The organism is Phascolarctobacterium faecium, from assembly GCF_003945365.1.
GTDB lineage: Bacteria > Bacillota > Negativicutes > Acidaminococcales > Acidaminococcaceae > Phascolarctobacterium > Phascolarctobacterium faecium.
Map to the genome: position 1 here is coordinate 2,263,941 of NZ_AP019004.1, position 26,361 is coordinate 2,290,301.

Consider the following 26,361-nt stretch of genomic DNA (forward strand, 5'->3'; position numbering starts at 1 on the left):
CTGCTAAAAAAAGCAGTCTGTTTTTATAAATCTACTAACTCATAAAAAATAGCTTATTCTTTAAAATTCAAATCTTACGCCGGCATTGACCTGCCATTTCTTTTCTATCTCTCCTCCAAAGCTCCTTTCTATATCACCATAAAAATAACTTACTTTACTGAGCTTGATATTTGTTCCGATTCCTACTTCAAACCATGTATCGCTGTAGTCTTTTGACATCGACAGGGTTTCTCCATTGGCTGCTGTCATATGAATATCTCTGCTGCCTCCAAATTCATGCAGCGCCGATGCCTTGAAATAGACATCATTGCCCTCTTTCGTTTTTTGACCTGCAACAAAGCCTACACGACCTATATAACTGTTTAGACCACCAACATAGACGTTATTACCACGGTCTGTTGTATATTCACTGCTTCCCAATCTTCCCGCTATGAACTGCAGCTGCGGTTCGACGAAAGTCCCACTTTTTTCACTCAGTTCTATAGTTTTTCCATATTCTATACTCACACTGTAAGCTCTGTTTTTATAGCTGGCTTTATCCGGGTAATCTCCATAAGATTTGATGTCTGTATCAAATTGACCTATTTTTGCTACTACGTCCGTATAGCTTCCGTCATCTCCGGTCCAGGTACCATAGAAGCTGCCAGAGAATAATTTATCTTTACCACTGCCGAAGCTGTAATCAGCATGTCCGGTTCCGCTTTCTAATGCAAAACCATATGTGCTCTTGGCATTATCTGCTTTATCGTAACCAAGCTGATACATATTATAGCTGCTGTCAAATCCACTCCCGCCAAATTTTCCGCCTGTGTAACGCGCCCAAATTCCATCTCCGTCTATTTCATTAGTACGGTAATGCAAGTCTCCCAGCCGCTTACGCAAAGTATCGTTAGTATTGCGCCACAGCGCATAGCTGTTATCACTTCCTTCTAATAACACTTTGGTATCGTTATTGATCGCTTTCAAAACATGCGTTAAATACCACTGTCTTGAATTACCTATTACATTGCCTAATGAATCAGTAACATTAGCGCCGTTTTCTATTTTTGGCGTCAGGGTCCACAACCCTCCACTATTGAGGTTTTTCCCTTCAAAAGTTGCCGTACCACTTGCTACTGTAACTAAGAGCAAATTCTTATGGCCAGTTACCGCTGTGCCGCTCAGCAAACTGGCATCTTTAACCTGGATATAACTTTTGCCTACATTGGCACTGGTGATATATATTTTATCGCCATTTGTTTCACTGGCCAGATCGGTATTCATAACAAAAGTGCCACCGCCATGCTGCAGATTGTTGATGTTTAAAGTCTCATAACTTCCTGGCGTACTACCAGAAATGTTTTTTGTCATATCAAAATTGCCGCCGGAAAATCCAAAAATACCGTTAAGATAATAAGTACCACCATCTGTTCCTAAAAGATATTCACCGCCAGTCATTGTAACGTCTTCTACCGCTGCTCCTGCCCCTAAAATAGCGGCTGTACCACCATTAACAATTGTATTATTTGCTGTGCCACCATTAGCAATAAGCTGGATACCACCGTAAATCATTGTATCACGACTTGTCCCGCCACTTCGGATATACTGAATACCACCACTCATGGCACTTACTACCCCTGTCCCTCCACTTCGGATATACTGCAAACCAGCACTCATGGTACTTACTACCCCTGTCGCTCCACTGTCGATACCCTGAGAACCACCACTCATGGTACTTATTGTCCCCGTTCCCCCATGAATAGACTGATACCCACTACCATTCAAGGAGCTTATTGTTCCTGTTCCTCCACTGGCGAGACTCTGCAAACCACCACTCATGGTACTTACTATTCCTGTTCCCCCGCTGTAGATATTCTGCTCACCACCACTCATTGTACTTACTACCCCTGTCCCTCCACCGGAGATATTCATATAACCACCATTCATCATGGTACTTACTGTTCCTGTTCCCCCGCTGTGGATATATTGCAAACCAGCACTCATGGTGCTTATTGTTCCTGTTCCTCCGTTGCGGACATTCTGAATACCACCATACCTCAGGGTACTTACTGTTCCTGTCGCTCCACTGTAGATATTCTGAGTACCACCACTCATGGTACTTACTGTTCCTGTCGCTCCACTGTAGATATTCTGAGTACCACCACTCATGGTACTTATTGTTCCTGTTCCTTCGGTTACATTTTGCCTACCATTAATGAAAGTACCGATTATCCCTGTTCCACCACTGGAGACGGTTTGAGTACCACCACTCATAGTACTTATTGTCCCCGTTCCCCCAACTATAGTCTGATAACCACCATTCATAACACCTAGTGTTACCGCTCCTCCGCTGGAGACATTCTGCAAACCACCACTCATGGTACTTACTGTTCCTGTTCCTCCATCATAGATATGCAAATTACCAGCATTCATGGTACTTACTGTTCCTATTGCTCCGCTGAGGATATGTATATTACCAGCATTCAAGGTACTTACTGTTCCTGCTCCACCGACGGAAATATACTGAATACCAGCACTCATGGCACTTATTGTTCCCGTTCCTCCGCTGGAGATATGCTGCTCACCACCATTCAAGGAGCTTACTGTTCCTGTTCCTCCACCGGAGATAACCTGGGAACCACCATTCATGGTGCTTACTGTTCCTGTTCCCCCGCTGGAGATATTCATAAAGTCCCCGGAGGCAAGCGTAGGTAAAGTGCTTGTCTGTCCAGCGCCTACGCTGATTACTGCAGCCTCTGCTTTACCAAAAATTAAATCGTCAACAAACTCCAATGATTGTGGCAAACTCACATATTCCAATGGTTTTGCTTTACTTTTGACCATCTGTAATTGCGATTTTCCCTCAGTCGTCAGCTTTTGCATTGCCACTGCCATCGGCGCTATAGTATTAACAAAATTCATCCCCATTACTAATGCTGCCAGTATTTGTTTGCTCTTTTTCCTATTTACTTTGATGCTTCGCATTTTCTACTCTCCTTTGCTCTCTTAATCTTTTTTATCTCAGTACCAGTAAAATTATTCCTCTGTCCCAAATTTTTTGACTGGTCAAACCCATATTCCTCCATCAGCCTATCTATTACCTTATTCACCGCTTCCGGCGTTATATACCGGCTGCATTCAAACTGCCTTTCTGTTCCCTTTAACCGCGGGCACCATTCAAAATCCTTATGCTCAAACACTACCTGAGTATCGTTCCAGCAACCGTTGCAGACATGGTAGTTGATCACCCGGTACGGAGTCGGGAATTCGTTGAACGGCAGCGTGAATCCGCTGATCAAAATTACAGGTATGCCTACTCCGTTGGCTACCCAGCTCAATCCGCTCGACAGTCCAATGAAAAAGTCTGCATGGTATAAAAGGTCTATCCGCTCCTGCAGCGGCAGCTTGCCTGTGAAGTCTTCCGCTCCATAAGGTATGATGTTAAAGCGGCTGTTCATACCATAGACATTCTCCCTGTCTATGCACAGTACTCTGTAGCCTTTTTCTTTCAGGTGCTTGACTACGTTCAGCCACCCGGCTCCATTGTTCCAGTATTTCGCCTGGCTGCTGGACTGGGCTGCTATGCACACATACGGTTCTTTGATCTTTCTCGTTTTGTCCTTAGGTAATAATTTGATGCTGATATCTTTGGGTTCACTGCCTTCGTCAAGACCTAATATCATCGCCGCATTTTTGTGCAGGCCCCGTACCCTGAAGTCCGACGGCTGGTGCATCCTGTCCCCGCAGGGGAAGAATATCCCCATATAGTAGCTGGCATATAAGCCTTCCGGACGTTCTTCCGGTTTCACATAATGGATCTCGGGGTATCCAGGTTTGAACAGTTCTGCCATGTCTTCTGCCAGCGCGCAGTAGAGCTCACACTGATGTTTCTTTCTGAATTCTTCCGCATAGGGAAACCATGCCAGGATATCTCCAAGGATTCCTGTAGGAAATTTGATCAGCACTTTTTTACCTTTCAGGTTCAGGTCATGAGCAAAGATTAGTTTATCCTCTTCATACACCTCAATACGAAAATCAACAAAGTACTTTTTACTGCTGGTCACCATCACTCCTGACGCCGGTGCGTCGTAGACTGTCAGGCAGGCACTGCGATCGATGAGCTTGACCCTGTATTCTCCCTGCGGCACTGTTACTCGGGCTCCGTAGTTAAAGTCGTAATTTATCCCCGGCAGGCCGCTTTCCTCCACTACTTCTCCGGTCTCAAAGATCATATACGGCTTCTGTACAGGTGCTTCTTTATCACCGGCTTCAATATTCTTTTGAAAGTCTATTTGTTCATTAGCTTCATTAACTTTCGCTTTCATACAAATTTTCAGCCTTTCTGATTATCACTATCTTTTCTCCTTTGGGTTGGGCCGCTTTTTATAACAGCTATAACTGCAGTAGTACTGCCGTCTTCTATTTACCAAGGCCGTATACACATGGTAAGCTTTATTACATCCAAACTCCTTACCGCATATCGGGCACTTTACTGTTAACGCTCCTAGGTGCAAATTAATCTCCGAATTTCCTGGCAGCAAGTCTTCTAATTTTTCCATTTGTACAAACCTTTCCTTTTATTCTTCATATGGCACTAACTTATACCGTTTTACTTTTTTACCTGTTTCTTTTGTTGCGCTGCTCATTTCCGGATCCAGCAGATCATCTAACGTACAGCCTAAATATCTTTTTACTTTCAGCAACCCTTCTAAACCCAGCATGGTCCTGCCATTTTCCACATTGCTCAAATGTGTTTGCGAAACGCCTAAAACTTCTGCCAATACCTTCTGGGTTATTCTGCTTCTAATCCTTCTGATCTTTATTTCTGTACCTGTGCTTTTAGCGTCTATTCCATATGTCATATTTTTCAGCTCCTTTCTCTTCAGCCATCTGAATCGATTTCTATAATTATTTGTTCACCTCTATTCTCTGCCTTACTTACAAACCAATGCTTACAAAGTCTGCCTTCCCTGACCGAAAAATAAAAGCTACCCTCCTCCAGAACAACTTTCTGGAGGAGGGCAGCTTATGAAAGGTCGCAGGAACGCATGTCCCCCCCATATATACTTTCTCGCTATTTAGTTTGTATACGACACTACGTTTTTGTAAAACGTTACGTTTTCTTTTCTTTTGCTATACAATACGTCTTATTAAATAATATTTTAAAACTATACCACTCTACTTTCAATAAAGTTATTGTTTATATATATTGTTTTTTGTTTATATGCATTTATAAGACATGACTTAAGTTAAATTTTATTCAAACAATTATGAACACAAAAAATAAAAAGCATCTGCTTTGCAGATGCTTTTTATTTACGCATGCACCGATTAATAAATACAACACAATATTAGGAGTTACAGTTGGTTCTAGCTTCTATGATTAAAATTACTCATTTTATAATCATACAATATTCCAATCAACATTTTTAGAAGGTATTTTCGAAAGACATCATCGGTACATGCATTTTTATTATAACAAGTAGCATTGCACCGTTCAACTTTTTGCAATTTACCTTTCAGCTTCTATCTGTTTGCCTACGTCCCGCAGATAGCTTTGCAGCGTCAGCATGGAATTGGTGAGATAACGCTCACCGCACCACGACAGGTAAATACTGGCTTCACCGATCTCGTCAGCCAGCGGTATGGAACGGATATCACGGTAAGCATCTCTGACGCTCGCCAGTCCGAAAGAAACGCCCAGCCCTTCGCGCATATAGTCGCTCAGCAGCTCAACATTGCCTTCCAGGACAAAGTCCGGCTCGAAGCCGGCTTTTTTACACAGCTCGTCAACGATCCGCAGCTTGCTTTGATCCTCCGGCAGGGCGCAGATCTTTTCGTTTTGGATATCCTGCAGATAGATCTTCCGGCGGCGGGCCATATGGTGCCTGGCTCCGACCAGCAGTGTATAACGGTCTTTCCACAGCGGCACTGAAATGATTTTAGGATGATCGAGCCTGCCAGTTGTCAGCCCAAAGTCAAAGCGGCCGCTCAGAAGTCCGTCCATGATCTCGTTATGCGCTGCCAGCAGATGCGCCAGCCTGATATCGTCATGTTCTTTAAGAAAATCCACCAGCCAGCGTTTGGAAAGCATGGTACTGCTGCTGCCAAGACGTATGTATTTAGTATCGCGCGAGCGCATGTCGGCGATTTCCTTTTTGGCGTCCTCCAGATGCTGCAGGGCTTCGTTGGCATGATGCAGCAGGATCTTGCCGTATTCGTTCAGCACTACGTTACGTCCGTCGCGGTCAAAAAGCTGCCCGCCCATTTCTTCTTCCAGCCGGGCAACGATAGCGCTCAGGTAGGGCTGTGATACCATCAGCAGTTTGGCGGATTTGGTGATGTGTTCCTGTTCGGCGACTACTTTAAAATACTTGAGCTGTAATAGATCCATGACCGTCACCTTTCATAACAAATAGCTTATGAGTACATACAATAACTAGTATTATACTTATTCTACCCCAGGTTTTACAATAAAGACAAGAAGAAATCTTGCAAGATATTTAAATTCTAAAGTTTTGGGGAGGTCATTATGTCTACTAGCTCTGCTCTCAGTAAATACAAGTTTCTCGGTCTCTTTCCTCTGGTCATGGCCCAGATCGGCACTTCCGGCGATAATTCGGTGCTTACCGTGGCTACAGCTTCCCTGCTGGCCAGTCTTAATGCGACAATGTCAGACATCCAGCTGGCCAACATTATTTATTCTTTGTGCGCCGGCTGCCTGATGATCGTCGGCGGTATGGTCGGCCTGATCGTCGGCTGGAAAAAAACTTTCCGCATCGGCGCTGCGATGTGCGCCGTCGGCGAACTTGTCGTAGCTTTCTCCGGCAACATTTTTATGTTCACCTGGGGCGGCCGTCTGCTGGTCGGTATCGGCGCCAGTTTCCTTATCCCTTCTGTACTCGGGCTGATCCCCGGTTTGTATCAGGGCAATGACCGCGCTTTCGCTTTCGGGGCTATCGGCGCTGCTACAGGTATCGCTTCCTGCCTCGGCCCTATCGCCGCCGGTTTTTTGATCGATACTTTTGACTGGCGCATAGCCTTTAGCTGCATGGCCGTTTATTTTACTATCGTTTTTGTAGGTTCGCTGCTGGTAGGCGATGTTCCGCTGCCCGAACAAAAAGTGCGTTTTGACCTGAAAGGTACGGTCGTTGCCGTTGCCGGCCTGTTTTTACTGATCATCGGTATCAGCAAGATCCCAGTCTGGGGCCTGATCGATCCGATCGCGCCGCCTGTTATCGGCGGCAGTCCCTTAGTTTTGTTCGGTATGTCACCGGCTTTGTTTATCGCGCTGCTGGGGCTTATCACTCTGGTGCTCCTGGTCCGTACCGAACGTAATGTTGAAAAAACCTATGGTTCCTGTCTTATTCCTTCCTCCTTCTTAACGACGCCGCAGGTACGCAGTGGACTGTATCTTACAGCGATGCTGTTCCTCTGCTTCGGCGGGTCGTTCTTCCTGGTCATCACTTATCTGCAGCTGGTCGCCGGTTTCAGCGCCATTATGACCGGTATAGCCATGAGCGCTATGGCGATCCCGATGATCGTGTTCTCTATGGGTATCCCCAAGTTCAGTCCCGATGCTTCGCCGAAAAAGATCTGCCGCACGGGTATCGCTATGGTTGCCCTTTCGACGATCCCGATGGCGTTGTCCTTAAATCCTTACGGAGTTAACTGGCTGATGTATGTGGGCCTGTTCTTCTTCGGCGCCGGGCAGGGCTTTGTTGCTTCACAGTCTTCCAATATCATCGCAGGGGCAGTCAATGCCCGCGACGCTCAGCAGTCCAGCGGTATCCAGACCGCGACCCGCAATGTCGGTCAGGCGATCGGCGTCGCTATTCTGGGCGTAGTCATGCTGTTTTCCATCACCGGTACTTTTAAGGACGCCGCTTTGAGCAGCGCCGATCTGAGCAGTACTTCCAAAACTGTTATCAGCGAGCAGGCTTCCATCGGCTTTATGCCGGACGCTGCTTTCGCAAAATATATTGCGGATAAAGCGACAAATGCCGATGACGCCGCTGTCTTGACCGCTATCAACCGCAGCACCCGCCAAAATTCCACTCAGCTGGGCCTGTATGTCCTGGGCTTCATTTGCGCTCTGTTCTGGCTCAGCACCGGACCGCTGCCCAATGAAAAAATAACTAAATGATTTTAACTGTTAATCAGTAAATTTATAATGAGGTGATCTTATGTATATGTCCGCAAATTTTCAGGTGATTTCCGATCCGGTAGTCTTTCAGAACGCTCAGGTTACTATCTACCGCGCGCAGAAGGTAGTGACCATGAACCCGCAGATGCCGTGGGCAGAATGTGTTGCCGTTGCCGGCGGCACTATTATCGCAGTCGGTGATTTTATCGATATGGAGGCTTATTTTAAAGCGCATGCTGCTTCTTATCAGATCAATGATACGTTTATCAACAATGTTATTTATCCCGGTTTTATCGAAGCCCATATGCACGCTCAGCAAAGCGGCCTGTATAATATGAATTATGTTTATATCGGCTACTTTGACCGGCATACTGCTGACGGCGAGATTTCCAGAGGCTGCAAAACGCCGAACGAGATCATTGCCAAGCTGCGTGAGGTAATAGAAAAGAACCCCGGTAAATATAACGATCAGAACTGGCTCAGTACTTATGGTATCGATCCGCTGATCTTGGGCGACGCCAAGCTGGAAAACATCAACAGCAAATGGCTCGACCAGGTTTCCAGCACTGTACCCATCTGCCTGAACCATGCTTCCGGCCATTTGATGACCGTCAATACCCGTGCGATCGAGCTGTCCGGCATCGATGCTGTCCACGACGACAATATCGGCCGTTATCCGGACGGCAGCTGCAACGGCAACGTTGCCGAACCCGAATTTATGTCCTATGTTTTAAAGGCAGGCGGTATGCGGATCAGCGGCGACGCTGCGGAAACCGCCGAAAAAGCGACCCGTTATATCGCCAAGCTGGCCAAACACAACGGCTGCACCACGATCGCTGATAAGGCTTTCGGCTTTATCCTGACCCCGAAGGCTATTGACGGTTATACTAACGCTCTGAAAAAAGAACAGCTGCCTGTACGTTTTGTTGTGGAACCTTTCTACAGTAAAAATATGGATGGTGTCTTCGGCGGCTGGAATGGCCTGCAGCAGCTGCGTCAGCAGATCGAAAATGACCGTTTCATTTTTAACCACGCCAAGATTCTGGCTGACGGTTCGATCCAGGGCTATACTGCCAATTTACTGAATAAGGAATATTACAGCGGCGCCAGAAACGGCAAGCTGATCTACGACGACGATACCATGTTCGATATCCTGAAGGAATGTGAGGAACACGGCTACTCGGTCTCTATCCATACTAACGGCAACGGCGCTACCGAGCAGGTACTGCGCGTAGTAAAACGCCTGCGGGAAGAAAACCCAACCAGCATCTACCGCCATACTGTGGAGCATGTGCAGTTGGCAACTGAAAACCAGCTGGCACGCCTGCATGAACTGAATATCGGCGCTAATTTCTTCGCCAACCATCTGTATTACTGGGGCGACGTCCATGCTGAATACACCGTAGGGCCTTACGAGGTCAAACGCATGGAGCCGATGCGCAGCGCTGTCAACCACGGCGTCCGCTTCGGCGTGCATTCCGACGACCCGATCACAGAGGTCAATCCGCTCTTTTCCGCCTGGTGCGCCTGCAACCGCAAATCCGGCATCAGCGGTAAAGTTTATGGTGAAGACCAGTGCCTGACCGCCGATGAAGCAATGCGCTGCATCACCTTAAATGCCGCCTGGCTGCTGCATCTGGAAGACAGGCTCGGTTCGATCGAGACCGGAAAATGGGCAGACTTCACCGTCCTGGCCGAAGAAGTTACCGAAGCCAATAAGGCTACGATGAAGGATATAGAAATCATCGGTACTGTTTCCGGCGGCGTTATCCAATAACGTAAACAGCTTAAATAATTATCAAAGAACGGCAGCAATAGCTGCCGTTCTTTTTTGTGATTGCTGCCCAATAATAACTTATTCCTAAAATCAGTAAATTTCTTCATTTCAACAATGTTTCTAAAAAGTGTTATACTATAAGTAATCATTTATCGCAGAGGAGGAATATTTATGTTCAAGACCCGTAAAGTTGTTATCGTCGGTGCCGGACACGTTGGTTCACATGTCGCACTGGCACTGATCCAATCCGGTGAAGCCGACGATATCGTCCTGATAGATATCCTGAAAGAAAAAGCTATCGGTCAGGCGCTGGATCTGGATGACTGTGTCAGCGGCTCGCTGTGCGGCAAAGATGTCAGTATCCGCGCCGGCTCCTATGAAGAGCTGCACGATGCCGATATCATGGTCATGGCCTTTGGCCGCAGCCGTCGACCCGGTGAGACCCGGCTGGATATGTTCGACGATTCGATCAAAATGGCCAACGAAGTTGTTTCACATTTAAAACAGGTCGATTTTCGCGGTATCATGATCAGTATTTCCAATCCTGCGGACATCATCTGCGAATACATCCGCCGGCAGATGGACTGGCAGCCTTCCCGCTGCTTCTGTACAGGCACCAGCCTGGAAACCTATCGCCTGCTGCGGGTACTCAGCAAGGCCACCGGCTACAGCCGCCGTTCTATTCACGGCTTCTGTATGGGTGAGCATGGTAATTCCAGCTTTATCGTCTGGTCACGTATTTTTATCGGCGGCAAGCCCTTTCTGCAGCTGCGCCGGGAACGTCCGGTTTTGGCAGAAATCAGCCTGGAAGATCTGCAAACGCAGGTCAAAAAAGCCGGTGATATTGAAATCGACGGCAAAGGCTGCACCGAATTTGGTATCGCCAATGTGGCCAAAATGCTTATCAGCGCGATCTTCCACGATCAGAAACTTGTCTGGCCCTGCTCGACCCTGCTGCGCGGCGAATATGGTCAGCACGATGTGGCGGCAGGCGTTCCCTGCGTTATCGGCAAAAACGGTGTGGAAGAAATTTTAGAAGTCGAACTCACTGACGAAGAACAAGCCAAGTTTGCCGCTTCCTGCGATATTCTGCGCGGCTTTTTAGACCGTGCCGCATCCCTTAAATTTTAAAAACAGCGTCTGTATAAAAATAAAGCCCCGGCCAGCGGCCGGGGCTTTATTATTCTGTTTATTGGTCCTTTACATCTGTCTCTGCAGCTACCGCTTCCGGCAGTTTTTCGACCAGTATTTTGTCGATGCGGGTGCCGTCCATATCAACAACCTCGAAGCGGTAGCCATTCCACAGGAAGTAGTTGCCGGCAGTCGGGATATGCCCGATATTGGTAACGACGAAACCGGCCACAGTATTGAAACCCGTTTTTTCTTCCAGCGGCAGCTCATCCAGATCAAGGAAGTCTTTAAATTCGCTGATCGGCAGTAAGCCGTCTACCAGCCAGCTGCCATCTTCACGTTCGACGATCTCCTGTTTAAATTCTTCATCATAGGAAGGCAGATCGCCGACCAGATGCTCAATAATATCACGCAGGGTCACCATACCAGCCAGCCCGCCGAATTCGTCCATGACCAGCGCCACCTTGATCCGTGTGTCCTTGAACATATCCAGCAGCTTTTGGGTATACATACCTTCAGGCACATACAGCGGCTGCTGCACCGAGCTGCGCATCGAAGCGCCGGTAGCGCCCAGGACATCGGCTAAAAACCGTTTCGTATAGACAACACCCAGGACGTGTTCCAAATCTTCTTCGGCCACAACATAGCAGGAATACTGTTTTTCCGCAATGACCTCCAAGTGCTTATAAAGCGGATCGTTGACGTCAAGCCAGGTGATCTTGGTCCGCGGCGTCATGATCTCGCTTACGCGCAGGTCATCCAGTTCAAAAACGTTTTCGATCATTTTCTGCTCGCCGACGTTAAATACTCCATGCAGCCGGCCCTGCTCCAGCAGTACGCGCACTTCTTCTTCCGTGACCGGAGGTTCGTCACTTGGCTTAAGCCCCAGCGCCTTCAGTAAAAACCTGGTCGAAACGCTTAAAAAGACAGTCAGCGGTTTAAACGCGGTAATAATGACCTTGATAAAACCAGCAAAGCTCATGGCAACCTTTTCCGGGTTGTTGAGCGCCATTTTTTTTGGTATCAGCTCGCCTAAGATCAAACTGAGATAGGTCACCAGCGCCACGACGAAGGTATACGACACTACGCCGGCATAAGGACGCAGTACGCTGATCTCACGCAGCAGTCCTTCCAAAGGCGCTGCCAGCATGGCGCCGCTGTATACGCCGGTGCCGATGCCGACCAGTGTGATACCGATCTGCACCGTTGATAAAAACTCAGTCGGTTCCTGAGCAAGCTTTAAAATATACGCAGCTTTGCTGCTTCCCTCATCAGCCAGCTGCTCCAGCCGGCTTTTACGCGCCGAGACCAGCGCCATTTCCAGCATGGCCAGCAGGCCGTTCATTAAAATCAAAACAATAACAATAAATACTTCTTTGATAGACCCGAGAGGATCCATACAGTCATCACTCCTATTTTTTATAATCTCTGTTTAGGGGTTGGCTTTTATTTTTTCTCCAGCATTTGGCAAACGCTTTTGCGCAGCAGGTCAACAACGATAATCGACAGACCGAACAAAACAACTACGCTCCATTCGTGCAGGTTCAGCGGTGTCGTACGCAGGATGCGACCGCCGACATAGGTCAGCAGCACCTGGATCGCCACGATCAGCGCCATTACATTCAGGAAGCCTTTGTTCTTGTCGATGTGCTCCAGCATGTTAAGACCGGAAACACGCACGTTAAAACCGTTGGCTACCGCCATAAAGATATATGTGCAGAAGAAGCCCGTATATGTGTAGATATGGTCGGGCGCATTGCGGAACAGATGATCGACATAGCTGCTCTTATAAAAGAGGATCGCGATAAAGGTCATATACACGCCGCCCATAGTGATGGTAGACAGCATTTTTTTGCTGACTATCGGTGCGCTGCGGTCTTTTGGCTTTTCACGCAGGTATTTTTCCAGCGCTGGCTCACCGCCGAAGGCCAGTGCCGCCAGAGTATCCATGACCAGGTTGATCCAGAGGATCTGCGTAATGGTGAGCGGTTTATCGATGCCGATAAACGGTGCTATGAAGTTTATCGCTACGGCTGAGAAGTTGATCGTCAGCTGGAAGACGATGAATTTACAGATAGAATTATAAATCGTACGTCCGTATAAGATCGCCTGTTTGATACTGAGGAAATTATCGTCAAGAATTACGATGTCACCGGCTTCTTTGGCAACTTCGGTACCGCTGCCCATCGCAAAGCCTACATCGGCTTTTTTGAGTGCGGGCGAGTCGTTGACGCCGTCACCTGTCATACCTACTACCAGGTTCATCTCCTGTGCCAGGCGCACCAGCCGTGATTTATCCATCGGCAGGGCGCGGGCTACTACGCGTAGCTTATGCAGCTCCAGTTTCACCTGTTCGTCGCTCATTTCCGCAAGCTCGGCCGAGGTCCAGACCAACTCGTTCGGACGCTGCAGCAGGCCTGCATCTTTAGCGATCGCTACCGCGGTTTCGCGGCGGTCACCGGTGATCATAACGATCTGTACGCCTGCATCCTGAACTTCAGCAATCGCTTCGATCGCTTCTGGACGGACTTCATCGCGAATCCCCAGAATACCTACCAGCGTCAGTCCGTCTGCCGGCAGCTCATCGCCTTCGATATCGCTTTCATAGGTGCAGAGTGCCAGCATTCTGATCGCATCTGCTGCCAGTTCCAGCATTCTGTCATCCAGTGTTTTTTTCATTTCTTCGGTCAGCGGCTGGCGGTTGCCTTCCGCATCCCAGTAGTGGCTGGTTTGCAAAATCAGCTTTTCCGGAGCGCCTTTAGCCAGGCAGTAACGCTCGCCGTTACCGCTGACTGCCGCCCAAGAATATTTATTGGCGCTGTTGAAAGGAATAAATTTATCACGGTGCAGCATTTCTTCCATACGGTAGCTGCCTACATAGTTGCTGAGCGCCCGCTCAGTCATATTGCCGCCGACCATAGCGCCGTCAGAAACGGCTGCCGAGGTATTGAGCACAACGTTTTGGTAAGTAAAGGCCTTCAGCTTTGCAGGCAGTACGTCAAACGCAGGGTATTCCTGACGGTCGCCGGTAATGAACCGTACGACTTCCAGCTTGCCCTTTGTGATCGTGCCTGTCTTATCGGTAAAAAGCAGGTTCAGACTGCCCGCAGTTTCGATCCCGACCAGCTTCCGCACAAGTACGTTATCGCGCAGCATTTTTTTCATATTCAGCGACGAAACGATCGCGATCATCAGCGGCAGCCCTTCCGGCACCGCCATAACGATAATGATGATACCCAGAATAACAGCCTGCACCAGATCAGACAGCAAAAGCGGCGTATTAGCAAAATAAGCGCCGAAATCGCCGTACAGATAGGCTTTATGCAGCATGACTGCCAAAGCGATCAGCACACCGCCGGCATAACCAAACTGGCTGATATGATGCGCCAGTCCCTTAAGCTTTAATTTCAGCGGGCTGTCACGTTCATCATCCTTCAGCTCCTGGGTCAGCTGACCGTAGATAGAGCTGTCGCCGATCTTAACGGCCTGCATGATGCCCTGCCCCTCGACAACGACGCTGCCGCGGAACAGCTTATGCTCGTCCAGAAAATCGATAGTACCATCGCCCCAGGTAAAATCGGGCGGAGCGATCAGCTTATGGGCTTCCTTGCTTTCGCCGTTCAGGGCCGCCTGGTCAAGCTTCACATCGCCGTCCAGTAAGATACCGTCGACCGGAACTTTATCACCGGCCTCCAGAATTACCGCATCACCGACGACGATATCATCGATATGCAGCTCAACCGGCTCGCCGTCACGCCAAACCTTGCAGCGGATACGGCTGGCTTCTTCCTGCAGTTTCTGGAAAGCGTTTTCATTGCTGTACTCAGAATAAGTAGAAACAAAAGTCGCCAGAATGATGGCCAGAAAAATACCCATCGTTTCGATCCAGTCGCCGTGCCCCATATAAACAAAAACTACGTTGACCAACAGCGCCAGGATCAGTATCCGGATGATAGGGTCTTTAAAATTCTCCCACAGCTTATCCCAAAAGGTTTCGCGCGGGGGCTGAGTCAGGGCATTATTGCCCTGCTCGGATAATGCTTTGCTCACTTCTTCAGTAGTCAAGCCGAACTTGTTCACTGTGTTTGCTCCTCCTTACAAAAAAGCTGCGGGACCCAAGGCCTCACAGCTTCATTGCTATTTATGATTATAAATTAATTGCCCCAGACTTTACGCATCAGGACAGGGTATTCTTCTACCAGATGTTTTAAAATAACATCGATCACTGTGTGGATAACAGGCGCTTCAAAGCCTTCGTCAGTCGTAGTGATGCAGCTGTCAAGGCAGATATCCCCGTTGTCGCCTTCATAGTATTTAAAAACCTTGTATTTTTTATTAAGCTCGTTGATATGCATCAAAACGCCTTCGCGGTTGCCGGCATTGACAACGCCAGCGGCAACGCGCACCTGGATCATCGTATAGATACTGTCGTCCAGCACGATCATCGTCGGCAGATTCTGACTGCTGACTTCCATATGGGCACGATAAACGATGCTGTGCATTTCGTTATCGATTTCTTCCTTTGAAAAACAATTGATATTATTGGAACTTAAAAATTCATCAAATTTTTCGGCCTTACTCATCTTCATCTCCCCTATCTGCAATATTCATTGCCTTACAGTATTTAATATTACACTATTAAATAAACTTTGTATAGTGCAAAAGCCGCTCTTACTGATTTTTCACAAACATTTCAATATTCTGTCTTTTTACAGTTGCTGACTTGCTGCAAGCTGTTTTTGTTTAATTTTTACAGTATTTTATTCCGCTTGTCAAAGACTTTAAAATATAATGTATACAATTTGCATTTCTTTTTTGCGTATTTTATAATTAAACTTGCAGTTTTGTATATAGATATAATTTGCTTTGAGAGGGGAAAATCACATGTATACTTCATTACCGCCCAAGCAGGGACTTTATGATCCCTGGTTCGAGCACGATGCCTGCGGTCTTGGTGTCGTCGCCAACATCAAAGGCCGTAAATCCAATAAGATCCTGCGGCAGGCTTTAGTGGTGCTGCGCAATATGGACCACCGCGGCGGACAAGGCGCCGATATGAATTCCGGCGACGGCGCGGGTATCCTTCTTCAGCTGCCGCACACCTTTCTGGTCAAAGAATGTGCCAAGCTCGATATCGAACTGCCGCAGCCCGGCCATTATGCCGTTGGCTTTATGTTCCTGCCGCCTGACGCTGTAGAGAGAGAAAACACCCAGCGTCATTTTGAAAAGCTTGTTACTGCAAACGGACAGGAGCTTTTAGGCTGGCGTAACGTACCGGTCAACCCGGAGGTACTGGGTGAAAAATCACGCCAGAGCCAGCCGTTCATGGCGCAGGTCTTTATCAAGGCCAGCCCGCAGGTCATCGATCGGCTGAGCATCGACGATAATGCCTTTGAACGGCAGCTGTACAGCATCCGCCGTCAGGCCGAAAATCATATTCGCTATGGCAGGCTGCGCGGCGGCAGGTATTTTTATATCGCCAGCCTGTCTTCACGGACTATCGTTTATAAAGGGATGCTGACTACGGAGCAGCTGGGTTCTTTTTATTCTGACCTGCAGGACAGTTCTATGGAAACAGCAATGGCTTTAGTCCATTCCCGTTTCAGCACCAACACCTTTCCCAGCTGGGAACGCGCCCATCCTTACCGTTATCTGATGCATAACGGCGAGATCAATACCCTGCGCGGCAACATCAACTGGATGCGCGCCCGCCAAACGATGTGCGGCAACAGCCTCTGGGGCAGCAAGATCAAAGATATCATGCCTATCATCGACGAAACCGGCTCTGATTCGGGAATGTTCGATAACTGTCTGGAATTTCTTGTCATGTCGGGACGCAGCCTGCCGCATGCTGTAATGATGATGATTCCCGAACCATGGGGCAAAAATCCTCATATCGATCCGGATCTGAAAGCTTTTTTTGAATACCATAATTCTCTGATCGAAGCCTGGGACGGACCTGCCGCCATGGCCTTTACCGACGGACGCACTATCTGCGCCGCTCTGGACCGCAACGGCCTGCGGCCTTCCCGCTATTACATTACTCAGGATGATACGATCGTTCTGGCCTCCGAGGTCGGCGTCGTCGATCTGGATCCGGCGACCATTGTCAAAAAAGACCGTCTGCGGCCGGGCAGGATGCTGGTCATCGATACTGTAGCAGGCCGCATCATCGGCAACGACGAGATCAAACATAAAATAGCTACCGAACAGCCCTATCGCAAATGGCTGGACGAAAATCTTATTAAATTGAATGCGATCAAGCTCACTACCGAGCTGCCGAAGCCCGATCCCAAAACCCTGCTGCGACGGCAACTGGCTTTTGGCTATACGCTGGAAGACCTGACCAAGTTTCTGAAACCAATGGCTACTAAGGGGATAGATCCGCTGGGAGCGATGGGCAACGACGCTCCACTGGCCGTTTTATCCGAAGAACCGCAGCTTTTATACAACTATTTCAAGCAGCTTTTCGCCCAGGTCACCAATCCTCCTATAGACGCTATTCGCGAGGAAGTGTTTACTGATACGACCAGCGGCATCGGTCCGGAGAAAAACCTGATCGACCCGCAGCCTGACAGCTGCCGGCAGATCTCGGCCGAATCGCCTGTTTTGAGCAATATCGAGCTGGCCAAGCTCAAAAATATCCAGCAGCCTAAATTCCAGGCGGCGACACTGCCGATGCTTTACCCGGTAGCCGCCGGCGGACCAGGGCTCAAACACGCACTTGACAGCCTGTGCGCACAGGCTGACGCTATGATCGCACAGGATAAATGTATTCTGATTTTATCTGACCGTGAAATGAACGAAGAAATGGCGGCTATTCCTGCCCTTTTGGCCGGCGCCTGCCTGCATCATCATCTGATCAAAAGCGGCAGCCGGCTCAAAGCTTCCATTATTATCGAATCGGCCGAACCGCGCGAAGTGCATCATTTTGCACTGCTGCTTGGCTATGGCGTCAGCGGCATCAATCCCTACCTGGCGTTTGAAACGATCGAAGAAATGTGCTCTAACGGTATGATCACCGGCGTTACAGTAGAGCAGGCCACCGCAAACTATATCGACGCCTGCACCCACGGTATCGCCAAGATCCTTTCCAAAATGGGTATTTCTACAGTGCAGTCTTATCGCGGCGCCCAGATTTTTGAAGCTATCGGCATCAGCAGCTGTGTGATCGAAAAATATTTCACCGGCACACCTTCCCGACTGGAAGGGATCGGCCTGGACGAGATCGCCAAAGAAGTAGAGCTGCGTCATCTGCCGGCCTTCAAAGCTGATGCGTCTGATCTGTGCAGCTATGAATCCGGCAGTGTTTACCAATGGCGCAGCGGCGGCGAACGGCATATGTTCAATCCGCAGACTGTTTTTGCACTGCAGCAGGCCTGCCGCGAAAACGATTACACTATGTTCAAACGCTTTTCCCGCGAACTGAACAGCAGTGCTTTTGCCAATCAGAACCTGCGCAGTATGCTGACCTTCACTCCGCAGCGGCTGCCGATACCTATCGAACAGGTAGAATCTGTAGACAGCATCTGTAAACGTTTTAAAACTGGCGCAATGAGCTACGGCTCGCTCAGCCAGGAAGCGCACGAATGTCTGGCGATCGCTATGAACCGTATCGGCGGTAAGTCCAATACGGGCGAGGGCGGCGAACATCCTTCCCGCTTCCGTCCCCAGCCTGACGGCGATAGTAAGCGCAGTTCTATCAAACAGGTGGCCTCAGGCCGCTTTGGCGTTACCAGCAATTATCTGGTCAACGCGGATGAGATCCAGATCAAGATCGCCCAGGGTGCCAAACCAGGTGAAGGCGGTCAGCTGCCCGGAGGTAAAGTCTATCCCTGGATCGCCGAATGCCGCGGGACTACTGCCGGTATCGGCCTTATCTCTCCGCCGCCCCATCACGATATTTATTCGATCGAAGATTTAGCCGAACTGATACACGATTTGAAAAACGTCAACCCACGTGCCAAAATCAGCGTCAAGCTGGTTTCTGAGGTTGGCGTCGGCACCATTGCCGCAGGCGTCGTTAAAGCCTGTGCCGATGTAGTGCTGATCTCCGGCTACGACGGCGGTACAGGTGCTTCGCCCCGCACCAGTATCAACCACGCCGGACTGCCCTGGGAGCTGGGACTGATGGAGACCCATCAGACGCTGCTGCTCAACAACCTGCGCAACCGTGTGACTCTGGAAACCGACGGTAAGCTGATGACCGGACGCGACGTGATCATCGCCGCCTTGCTGGGTGCCGAAGAGTTCGGCTTTGCCACTGCGCCGCTGATCGCTTTGGGCTGCGTTATGATGCGCGTCTGCAATCTGAATACCTGTCCTATGGGCGTCGCTACCCAGGACCCGAAGCTGCGCCGTAACTTTAAGGGCAAACCGGAGTATGTCGTCAACTTTATGCACTTCATTGCCCAGGAGGTTCGCGAATATATGGCCGAGCTGGGCTTCCGCAGTATCGACGAAATGGTGGGACGTACGGAAGTACTGCTAGCTAAACCGGAGCGTAACTGGAAAAATAAAAACCTTAACTTAGCGCCGCTGCTTTATAAACCGGAGGTAGAACCGGGCACCAGCCAGGTCTGCACCACCGAACAAAACCACCAGCTGGAAAAATCGCTGGACTGCCGCGAGCTGCTGGCAATCTGCAAAACCGCTGTCGCCGGCAAAAAACAGGTCGATATCACGCTTCCTATCAAAAATACCGACCGTGTCGTCGGTACCATCCTCGGCAGTGAGATCACTCGCCTTTACGGTTTGGACGGCCTGCCGGAAGATACGATCAGACTGCACTTCAAAGGCTCGGCCGGACAAAGCTTTGGAGCCTTTTTACCGCCCGGTATCACCCTGCGTCTCGAAGGCGATGCCAACGACCACGTCGGCAAGGGTCTTTCCGGCGGTAAAATCATCATCCATCCCTTTGCAGAAGCGCCTTTCAATCCTCACGAAAACATCATTATCGGCAACGTTGCCTTCTACGGCGCCACCAGCGGTGAAGCCTATATTTCCGGTATTGCCGGTGAACGTTTCTGCATTCGCAACAGCGGCGTCAATGCCGTTATCGAAGGTGTCGGCGACCACGGCTGCGAATATATGACCGGCGGCACCGTCGTTATTCTGGGTAAGACCGGACGGAACTTTGCTGCCGGCATGAGCGGCGGTATTGCCTATGTTTTAGATGAAGACGGTACCTTTTCGGGCTACTGTAACAAAGAAATCGTACTGCTGGAACAGTTGAAGGAAATCAATGATACCATGCAGCTGCAGAAAATGATCCTGAAACACGCAGAATATACCGGCAGCAGTATTGCCCGCCGGATTCTGGCAGACTGGGACAGTTACGTCAAAAAATTTGTCAAGGTCATTCCCAAAGATTATAAGCGCGTTACCGAAAAAGTAGCCCAATACCTGCAAAGCGGTATAAGCGAGCAGGAAGCGACGATCAAAGTATTTGAGGAGGTGCAGGCATAATGGGTAAACCGACCGGATTTATGGATTACAAACGGCAGGAACTTGCGCTGCGCCCGCCTCAGGAGCGCATCAAAGACTGGGAAGAAATCAAAACCAGCAGTCTGCCTCACAAAGAAGAACTGCAAAAACAGGCTGCGCGCTGCATGGACTGCGGTATTCCCTTCTGCCACAGCGGCGTAATGCTGGGCAAAGCCTTATCAGGCTGTCCGCTGCATAATCTGATGCCGGAATTTAACGACTTTGTTTATCAGGGGCTGGATCATTTCGCCTATGCGCGCCTGAATAAAACTAATAATTTCCCGGAATTCACCTCGCACGTCTGTCCGGCTCCCTGTGAAGGAGCCTGCAGTGCCAGCCTGGCAGGCAGTGCGGTCAGTATCCGCAATCTTGAACAATATATCATTGAAACAGCATTTGCAGAAGGCTATGTCAAACCCAACAAGCCGACTCACCGCAGCGGCCAAAAAGTTGCCGTTATCGGCAGCGGCCCGGCCGGCCTGGCCTGTGCTGACCAGCTTAACAAGGCAGGCCACAGCGTTACCGTTTATGAACGTGCCGACCGCGCCGGCGGGCTTTTGATGTATGGTATACCCAATATGAAGCTGGACAAGCATCTGGTAGAACGACGCATCAAGCTTCTGGAAGAGGCCGGGGTCACCTTTGAACTGAACAGTGAGATCGGCCACAAAATTTCTTCGGAAACACTGCTGAAACAGTTCGATGCGATCGCCCTTTGTACCGGCAGTACCGTACCGCGTGATCTGACCATCCCCGGCCGCGAGCTGCAGGGCATCCACTTTGCCAAGGATTATCTGCACAGCGTCACTAAAAGCTTTTTAGACAGCAGCCTGCAGGATAAAAAAGCTGTTTCCGCCAAGGGGAAAGACGTTATCGTCATCGGCGGCGGCGATACCGGCACCGACTGTGTAGCGACAGCCATTCGTCAGGGCTGCAGAAGCGTAAAACAGATCGAGATCATGCCCTGTCTGCCCCATTCCCGTACTGCAGATAACCCCTGGCCGGAAATGCCTCGTGTTTTCAAAACTGATTACGGGCAGGAAGAAGCCTTCGAGCTGTACCACCAGGATCCGCGCGACTACTGTATCATGAGCAAGGAATTTATCGGCAAAAATGGAAAAGTCGATAAACTGCGGCTCTGCCAGATCGACTGGCAGAAGGAAGCCGGGCGTTTAATTCCTGTCGAGATCGCCGGAACAGAACAAATAGTTTCAGCTCAGCTGGTGCTTCTGGCAATGGGTTTTATAGGCACTGAAACACAGTTATTTGACGAATTTAAATTTGCCAGATCAGAGGCCAATACTATTGCGGCCAATGATAATGATTATATGACCTCGATCCCCGGTATTTTTGCGGCTGGCGACGCCCGCCGCGGCCAAAGCCTGGTAGTCTGGGCCATTGCCGAGGGACGCGGAGCCGCAGCCGCCATTGACAAATATCTGACGGCAGTTAAATAAGCGTTCCCCTCTCCTTAACATAGTGAACAGACCCTTACGGTCAGTCGGCATAAGCCGCTGCCATAAGGGTCTGTTCCATTTTCTGCTCCTGCAGGCGCAGGCTCCCACGATTATTTACAACAGAAAAAGCACTTGCCTGCTTCATTACGGCAAGTGCTTTTTATACATCATTCAAATTCCAAACATCTGGCGGCACAGCCTGATACCAGACGCCGTTTTAAAAATTCGCCCGCAGGCAGTCTGGATAGCCTCCTTACTCATGCCATCTTCATAAAAATTCACCAAAAAATCAGCTTCCACTAAAATCTGATAATCCATACCATCGATATTGGTATAAGTATGATGATGCCCAATCAAATAGCATACCCGCTCGCAGACGTCAGGAGCAAAACCTAACTTTGCCAGCAGTTCTGCCGCTGCCGGCGGTCCCTCCAGCTCCTGCGTTTTACCGCTGCATTTACCGACGCCGAACTTCGCCTCGCCATTTTTGATACCGATATCGTGAGTCAGCGCCGCAGCTTCTAAAATAAACTGCGTCCTTTCGTTCAGCTGCTCCTGACGTCCGATCAACTGCGCCAGGGCATGTACCTTAATAAAGTGCTGGATCCGCCGGGCGTCGCCGCCCATATAAGCGATCATAGCTTCCAATAACTGCTGCAGCTGCATTATCTTGCCTCCAAATCACAACTTAAACTACCTGGAAAATATAAAATTTCAAATAATACGTCTCCGGGACATTCCATAAAATCGGATGGTCAGGCGACTGCTGGCGCGCCTCGATCTGCCGCAGCTGTACATTGGCGTCTGCAGCCGCATCATGCAGCATCTGCACAAACAGCTCTTCCTTCATAAAATGCGAGCAGGAACAAGTCGCCAGATAACCGCCGCGCGGCAGCAGCTTCATAGCCTTTAAATTGATCTCTTTATAGCCGCGGATGGCATTTTTGACCGTACTGCCCGACTTTGTAAACGCCGGCGGGTCTAAAATAATAAAATCATATTCCTGGGACTTATTATTGACCAGCTCTGACAGCAGATCAAAAACATTGGCCTTCAAGCCTTTAACAACTTTATCCAAGCCGTTTTTAGAGGCGTTGGCGTCCGTCATCTGCACTGCCTCGGCCGAAATATCTACAGCTGTTACAGAAGCAGCGCCTCCTGCTGCAGCATTAAGAGCAAAAGCGCCGGTATGTGTAAAACAGTCCAGTACATGCTTACCACGGGCGATCTTAGCAATCGCCTGACGATTATACTTCTGATCCAAGAAGAAGCCTGTTTTCTGACCGTTCTCCACATCTACATTATACCTGATTCCGTTTTCAACGATTTCCGTCAACGGCTCCCCTGGTTCTGCAGCCTCTGCAAACGCAAACCAGCCCTTATTTTCTTCCATACCTTCCAGCAGGCGGATCTTCACATCGTTGCGTTCATACAATCCCCTGATTTCCTCACCCTGCTCACGTAGAATCTTGTACAACAGGTTAAAAATCAACTCTTTCCGCACTTCTATCCCCAGTGATAAAGTCTGTGCAACCAAAATGTCATTGAACCGGTCTACTGTCAGACCTGGAAAATGATCGGCCTCACCAAAAATCAGGCGGCAGCATTTAAAATCGGCTCCTGGCATTACAGTACGACGATAATCGATCGCATAACGCAACCGCCGTTCCCAGAAATCAGCGTCAAATTTATCATTGGTATTGGTCGAAATCAGGCGCACCCTGATCTTGGAATGGTCGTTGACAAACCCGGTGCCCAGATATTTGCCCTTGTTTGTTACCACATCGACCAGATCACCATTCCGGTACTCGCCCTCAATATTGGTTATTTCCTCTGCATAGACCCATGGATGGCCGCTGCGGGCGGCTCTCTCGCCCTTCGGCGTAATATAAAATTTCGTATAAGCTCTCATAATCTGCTCCGTTCTTTTTCAGCTGTACTGCCCCTATGCTGCCCCCAGCTCTTGAAGCAGGCACAGCGCTAGGATTTTTTATTATAGCATATATCCCAATTTAAAAACAGCAGGGAATCTGCTTTCCCAAACTAAGGCCATCCGACGTTACGTCACAATCATAAGCCAGCACTTGTACGCCAGCCTGCTGTGCCCGCTGCAGCGCTTCGGCAAAAGCCGCATGTGTGCGGCGATTCGGTGTAAAACTGGTCACTCCGCGCATCTGGATCACAAAAATCACCGTGGCGGCATAACCATCCCGCACCGCCTGCGCCAGCTCATCTAAATGCTTGATACCGCGCTCTGTCGGCGCATCGGGAAACATTGCCACGCCATTTTCCTCCAACGTCACGCCTTTCACCTCAATAAACATTCGCTGCTGCTGCGTTTCTGCATAAAAATCAAAGCGCGAAGCACCATACCTGCATTCAGGCTTCAGCAGCGTAAGCCCCGGCAGCAGTTCACCTGACGTCAGCCATTCGCCCACCACCTTATTCGGCGCCTGCGAATCCATATTGATCAGCAGGCTGCCCTTTCTGACAGCAATCAACGAATATTTTGTCTTACGACTGAGGTCATGATGGCACTCTACATAAACCACCGCTCTCGGCGTCAGAAGCTCACGACAGCGCCCTGTATTCTTCACGTGACAAACCTCAACCTGCCCGTCCAGCTCGATATGAGCAATAAAACGATTGGGTCGTGCAATAAAGTAACCCTGTTTTATTTCATTATAATGCATTTTCTGCCTCATTTTCTTTAAAAGATGTTTTCATTATACTACACCTAAGGCAAAGACAAAAGGCAGTTCGTCTTAACTTCAAACATATTTATTTCCCCGGCAATAAAAACAGTTTACTTTCACCTAAATATAAAATAACCCTTACTGCATTGAATCTCACATTCAAAATCAGCAAAGGTTATTCCTTAAAATACTTATTGATAATTTTACAACAGCCCGGCCGGTATATACCAGTTCCTGGCATCTATCGGCAGCAGATCATTGGCGAAACAGATCACGCCGCCTGCACCTAATTTCAAGGCCCGTTCTCCCTCTGCCACCGGCCGCAGGATATCAAACTTCTTCGTTTCTTTCACCGGGCTGGAGCTTTTGCGGATCGCCAAAGGATGTATGCTGCCATCAACATTCAGCACAAGCTCTACCTCCCGGCTGTTAAAGTCACGGTAATAACCAAGCGGCGGTATCTGTCCGCAATTACTGAAGCTCTTGTAGATCTCCATCACCGCCCAGGTTTCCAAAAAGCTCGACGACATTGCCCCTGCTTCCAAGATCTCGGCATTACTCCAGCGCAGCAGATAAGCAGCCAGGCCGGTATCGGTAAAATATACCTTCGGCGCTTTCACACCATATTTTAAATTCGGATGCATGAACGGCTCCAGTAAATATACCAGCCCCGCCGCTGCCAGTACCTTCAGCCACTGCTTTGCCGTCGGCGCAGTGATCTCCGCTTCCTTAGCCAGCGCCGCATAGTTGATCATACTGCCGGTATAGCTGGCTGCCGCACATAAAAACCTGTAAAATTGCAGTTCATCATTGACCTGGGTCAGCGCCCTGACGTCACGCTGCAGAAAGGTCTGCACATAGGAAGAGTAATAGTTGTTCCAGTCCTGCTCTGAGGCATTGTTCAGCGCCGGCATACTGCCGCGCCAGATCTGCTCAAACAAATCACGCATCGGCAGTATCTCAGCTTCCTGCGCCCGCTGCAGCAAAAATTTTTCTTCAGGCACAAAAGCTCCCGCACCAAGACCGGCTACTTCGGCATGGCTGAACCCAAGCAGATGAACGATAGCGATCCTGCCTGCCAGGCTTTCTGTGACGTTTTCCATCAAATCAAAAGCATGCGACCCTGTCAGCCAAAAGTCACCGTTATTGCCATGCTCGTCTACGTACATTTTAATGTACGGCAGCAGCTTCGGCGCCATCTGGATCTCATCGATCAAGAGCGGCGGTTTATACCGCTGCAGAAACAGCCCCGGTTCCGTCATTGCCAAGCTGCGTACGTTGATATCGTCCATCGTCACATAAGTCCTGTTGCCTTCTGCCAGCCTGCGCAGCAAAGTCGTCTTTCCTACCTGACGCGGCCCAGTAACCAAAAGTACCTTACAACAACCGCTCAGTTTTTCAATTGTCGTCTCCAAATGGCGTTTGATATACATCGTATTTTACTTCCTTATATAAACAAATTTAGAAAAGTGAGTTTTAAATAAACTTCTTTTCCTTCTCATTCTTCTTATCTCTCTTATTAGGTGTAAATCCTTTGCAACGGCTTTGTACTCACTATGTATAACCTTTGTTGATTACCATGTACTACTTTCCCTGACAAATTCCATTCCCAGCCTATATCAAGCGTTTTAACACACAGCAGCTTTGTTAAAAGCTTTGTTGAAAATCGCACATTTATTTTTAATCCCT

16 protein-coding genes are annotated in these 26,361 nt (G+C 49.0%); 5 read left to right on the forward strand and 11 right to left on the reverse strand.

Translation table 11 applies throughout. The features are described 5' to 3' along the window. Nucleotides 1-60: 60 nt before the first annotated feature. The 4 genes from PFJ30894_RS10895 to PFJ30894_RS10910 all read right to left on the reverse strand — a co-directional run bounded on the left by PFJ30894_RS10895 (nt 61) and on the right by PFJ30894_RS10910 (nt 6,373). Complete coding sequence (locus tag PFJ30894_RS10895; RefSeq protein WP_125669821.1) at nt 61-2,964, reverse strand: autotransporter outer membrane beta-barrel domain-containing protein; 2,904 nt, start codon at nt 2,962-2,964, stop codon at nt 61-63. After that, nucleotides 2,946-4,304 carry an autotransporter strand-loop-strand O-heptosyltransferase gene (locus PFJ30894_RS10900; protein ID WP_197714945.1) on the reverse strand — a complete coding sequence of 453 codons (1,359 nt, stop codon included), beginning with the start codon at nt 4,302-4,304 and terminating at the stop codon, nt 2,946-2,948. Before PFJ30894_RS10900 ends, PFJ30894_RS10895 begins: the two co-directional genes overlap by 19 nt. 252 nt (nt 4,305-4,556) lie before the next feature. After that, a complete protein-coding gene (locus PFJ30894_RS10905; RefSeq protein WP_125669822.1) occupies nt 4,557-4,841 on the reverse strand; it encodes a helix-turn-helix domain-containing protein in 285 nt (94 codons plus the stop codon). Nucleotides 4,842-5,491: 650 nt separating this feature from the next. Then, nucleotides 5,492-6,373, reverse strand: coding sequence for a LysR family transcriptional regulator (locus tag PFJ30894_RS10910; protein WP_125669823.1), 882 nt, complete (start codon nt 6,371-6,373; stop codon nt 5,492-5,494). Nucleotides 6,374-6,511: 138 nt separating this feature from the next. On the opposite strand from PFJ30894_RS10910, the gene PFJ30894_RS10915 reads away from it, so the two are divergent. The 3 genes from PFJ30894_RS10915 to PFJ30894_RS10925 all read left to right on the forward strand — a co-directional run bounded on the left by PFJ30894_RS10915 (nt 6,512) and on the right by PFJ30894_RS10925 (nt 11,033). Next, entirely contained in the window at nt 6,512-8,125 is a 1,614-nt protein-coding gene (locus PFJ30894_RS10915) for an MFS transporter (RefSeq protein WP_125669824.1), read from the forward strand. 40 nt (nt 8,126-8,165) lie between these two features. Next, nucleotides 8,166-9,902, forward strand: coding sequence for an amidohydrolase (locus PFJ30894_RS10920; RefSeq protein WP_125669825.1), 1,737 nt, complete (start codon nt 8,166-8,168; stop codon nt 9,900-9,902). A gap of 171 nt (nt 9,903-10,073) precedes the next feature. Beyond that, a complete protein-coding gene (locus PFJ30894_RS10925; RefSeq protein ID WP_046431434.1) occupies nt 10,074-11,033 on the forward strand; it encodes an L-lactate dehydrogenase in 960 nt (319 codons plus the stop codon). A 58-nt stretch (nt 11,034-11,091) separates the two neighbouring features. On the opposite strand, the gene PFJ30894_RS10930 is transcribed toward PFJ30894_RS10925, so the two are convergent. The 3 genes from PFJ30894_RS10930 to PFJ30894_RS10940 all read right to left on the reverse strand — a co-directional run bounded on the left by PFJ30894_RS10930 (nt 11,092) and on the right by PFJ30894_RS10940 (nt 15,616). Beyond that, entirely contained in the window at nt 11,092-12,432 is a 1,341-nt protein-coding gene (locus PFJ30894_RS10930) for a hemolysin family protein (protein WP_125669826.1), read from the reverse strand. 47 nt (nt 12,433-12,479) lie between these two features. Then, nucleotides 12,480-15,113: a calcium-translocating P-type ATPase, PMCA-type gene (locus PFJ30894_RS10935; RefSeq protein WP_125669827.1), complete on the reverse strand. Its 2,634-nt coding sequence runs from the start codon at nt 15,111-15,113 to the stop codon at nt 12,480-12,482. A 74-nt stretch (nt 15,114-15,187) separates the two neighbouring features. Next, nucleotides 15,188-15,616: a hypothetical protein gene (locus PFJ30894_RS10940; protein ID WP_197714946.1), complete on the reverse strand. Its 429-nt coding sequence runs from the start codon at nt 15,614-15,616 to the stop codon at nt 15,188-15,190. Nucleotides 15,617-15,917: 301 nt separating this feature from the next. Here PFJ30894_RS10940 and gltB point away from each other — a divergent pair, with 301 nt between their 5' ends. Together gltB and PFJ30894_RS10950 are read left to right on the forward strand one after the other, a co-directional pair. Then, a complete protein-coding gene (gene gltB / locus PFJ30894_RS10945; RefSeq protein WP_125669829.1) occupies nt 15,918-20,501 on the forward strand; it encodes a glutamate synthase large subunit in 4,584 nt (1,527 codons plus the stop codon). After that, the gene (locus tag PFJ30894_RS10950) at nt 20,501-21,976 is read left to right on the forward strand and encodes a glutamate synthase subunit beta (RefSeq protein WP_125669830.1); all 1,476 of its coding nucleotides are present in this window, start codon (nt 20,501-20,503) and stop codon (nt 21,974-21,976) included. The genes gltB and PFJ30894_RS10950 overlap by 1 nt, the downstream gene beginning before the upstream one ends. A gap of 171 nt (nt 21,977-22,147) precedes the next feature. Here the strand turns inward: PFJ30894_RS10950 and PFJ30894_RS10955 are convergent, their stop codons facing one another. The 4 genes from PFJ30894_RS10955 to PFJ30894_RS10970 all read right to left on the reverse strand — a co-directional run bounded on the left by PFJ30894_RS10955 (nt 22,148) and on the right by PFJ30894_RS10970 (nt 26,105). Further along, nucleotides 22,148-22,642 carry an HD domain-containing protein gene (locus PFJ30894_RS10955; RefSeq protein ID WP_125669831.1) on the reverse strand — a complete coding sequence of 165 codons (495 nt, stop codon included), beginning with the start codon at nt 22,640-22,642 and terminating at the stop codon, nt 22,148-22,150. A gap of 22 nt (nt 22,643-22,664) precedes the next feature. Further along, nucleotides 22,665-23,888, reverse strand: a complete 1,224-nt coding sequence (locus tag PFJ30894_RS10960; RefSeq protein WP_125669832.1) for a class I SAM-dependent rRNA methyltransferase — start codon at nt 23,886-23,888, stop codon at nt 22,665-22,667. A 100-nt stretch (nt 23,889-23,988) separates the two neighbouring features. Beyond that, nucleotides 23,989-24,669 (reverse strand): DNA/RNA nuclease SfsA, encoded by a 681-nt coding sequence (sfsA, locus tag PFJ30894_RS10965; RefSeq protein WP_125669833.1) that lies wholly within the window; start codon nt 24,667-24,669, stop codon nt 23,989-23,991. A 206-nt stretch (nt 24,670-24,875) separates the two neighbouring features. Then, entirely contained in the window at nt 24,876-26,105 is a 1,230-nt protein-coding gene (locus PFJ30894_RS10970; RefSeq protein WP_125669834.1) for an ATP-binding protein, read from the reverse strand. Nucleotides 26,106-26,361: the final 256 nt, after the last annotated feature.

Excerpts from the sequence above, each read along its gene's own strand:
- PFJ30894_RS10960 (WP_125669832.1), bottom strand. The coding sequence starts at position 23,888 with ATGAGAGCTTATACGAAATTTTATATTACGCCGAAGGGCGAGAGAGCC.
- PFJ30894_RS10895 (WP_125669821.1), bottom strand. The coding sequence starts at position 2,964 with ATGCGAAGCATCAAAGTAAATAGGAAAAAGAGCAAACAAATACTGGCA.
- sfsA (WP_125669833.1), bottom strand. The coding sequence starts at position 24,669 with ATGCATTATAATGAAATAAAACAGGGTTACTTTATTGCACGACCCAAT.
- PFJ30894_RS10970 (WP_125669834.1), bottom strand. The coding sequence starts at position 26,105 with ATGTATATCAAACGCCATTTGGAGACGACAATTGAAAAACTGAGCGGT.
- PFJ30894_RS10925 (WP_046431434.1), top strand. The coding sequence starts at position 10,074 with ATGTTCAAGACCCGTAAAGTTGTTATCGTCGGTGCCGGACACGTTGGT.
- PFJ30894_RS10920 (WP_125669825.1), top strand. The coding sequence starts at position 8,166 with ATGTATATGTCCGCAAATTTTCAGGTGATTTCCGATCCGGTAGTCTTT.
- PFJ30894_RS10915 (WP_125669824.1), top strand. The coding sequence starts at position 6,512 with ATGTCTACTAGCTCTGCTCTCAGTAAATACAAGTTTCTCGGTCTCTTT.
- PFJ30894_RS10910 (WP_125669823.1), bottom strand. The coding sequence starts at position 6,373 with ATGGATCTATTACAGCTCAAGTATTTTAAAGTAGTCGCCGAACAGGAA.
- PFJ30894_RS10955 (WP_125669831.1), bottom strand. The coding sequence starts at position 22,642 with ATGCAGCTGCAGCAGTTATTGGAAGCTATGATCGCTTATATGGGCGGC.
- PFJ30894_RS10905 (WP_125669822.1), bottom strand. The coding sequence starts at position 4,841 with ATGACATATGGAATAGACGCTAAAAGCACAGGTACAGAAATAAAGATC.
- PFJ30894_RS10940 (WP_197714946.1), bottom strand. The coding sequence starts at position 15,616 with ATGAGTAAGGCCGAAAAATTTGATGAATTTTTAAGTTCCAATAATATC.
- PFJ30894_RS10930 (WP_125669826.1), bottom strand. The coding sequence starts at position 12,432 with ATGGATCCTCTCGGGTCTATCAAAGAAGTATTTATTGTTATTGTTTTG.
- gltB (WP_125669829.1), top strand. The coding sequence starts at position 15,918 with ATGTATACTTCATTACCGCCCAAGCAGGGACTTTATGATCCCTGGTTC.
- PFJ30894_RS10900 (WP_197714945.1), bottom strand. The coding sequence starts at position 4,304 with ATGAAAGCGAAAGTTAATGAAGCTAATGAACAAATAGACTTTCAAAAG.
- PFJ30894_RS10950 (WP_125669830.1), top strand. The coding sequence starts at position 20,501 with ATGGGTAAACCGACCGGATTTATGGATTACAAACGGCAGGAACTTGCG.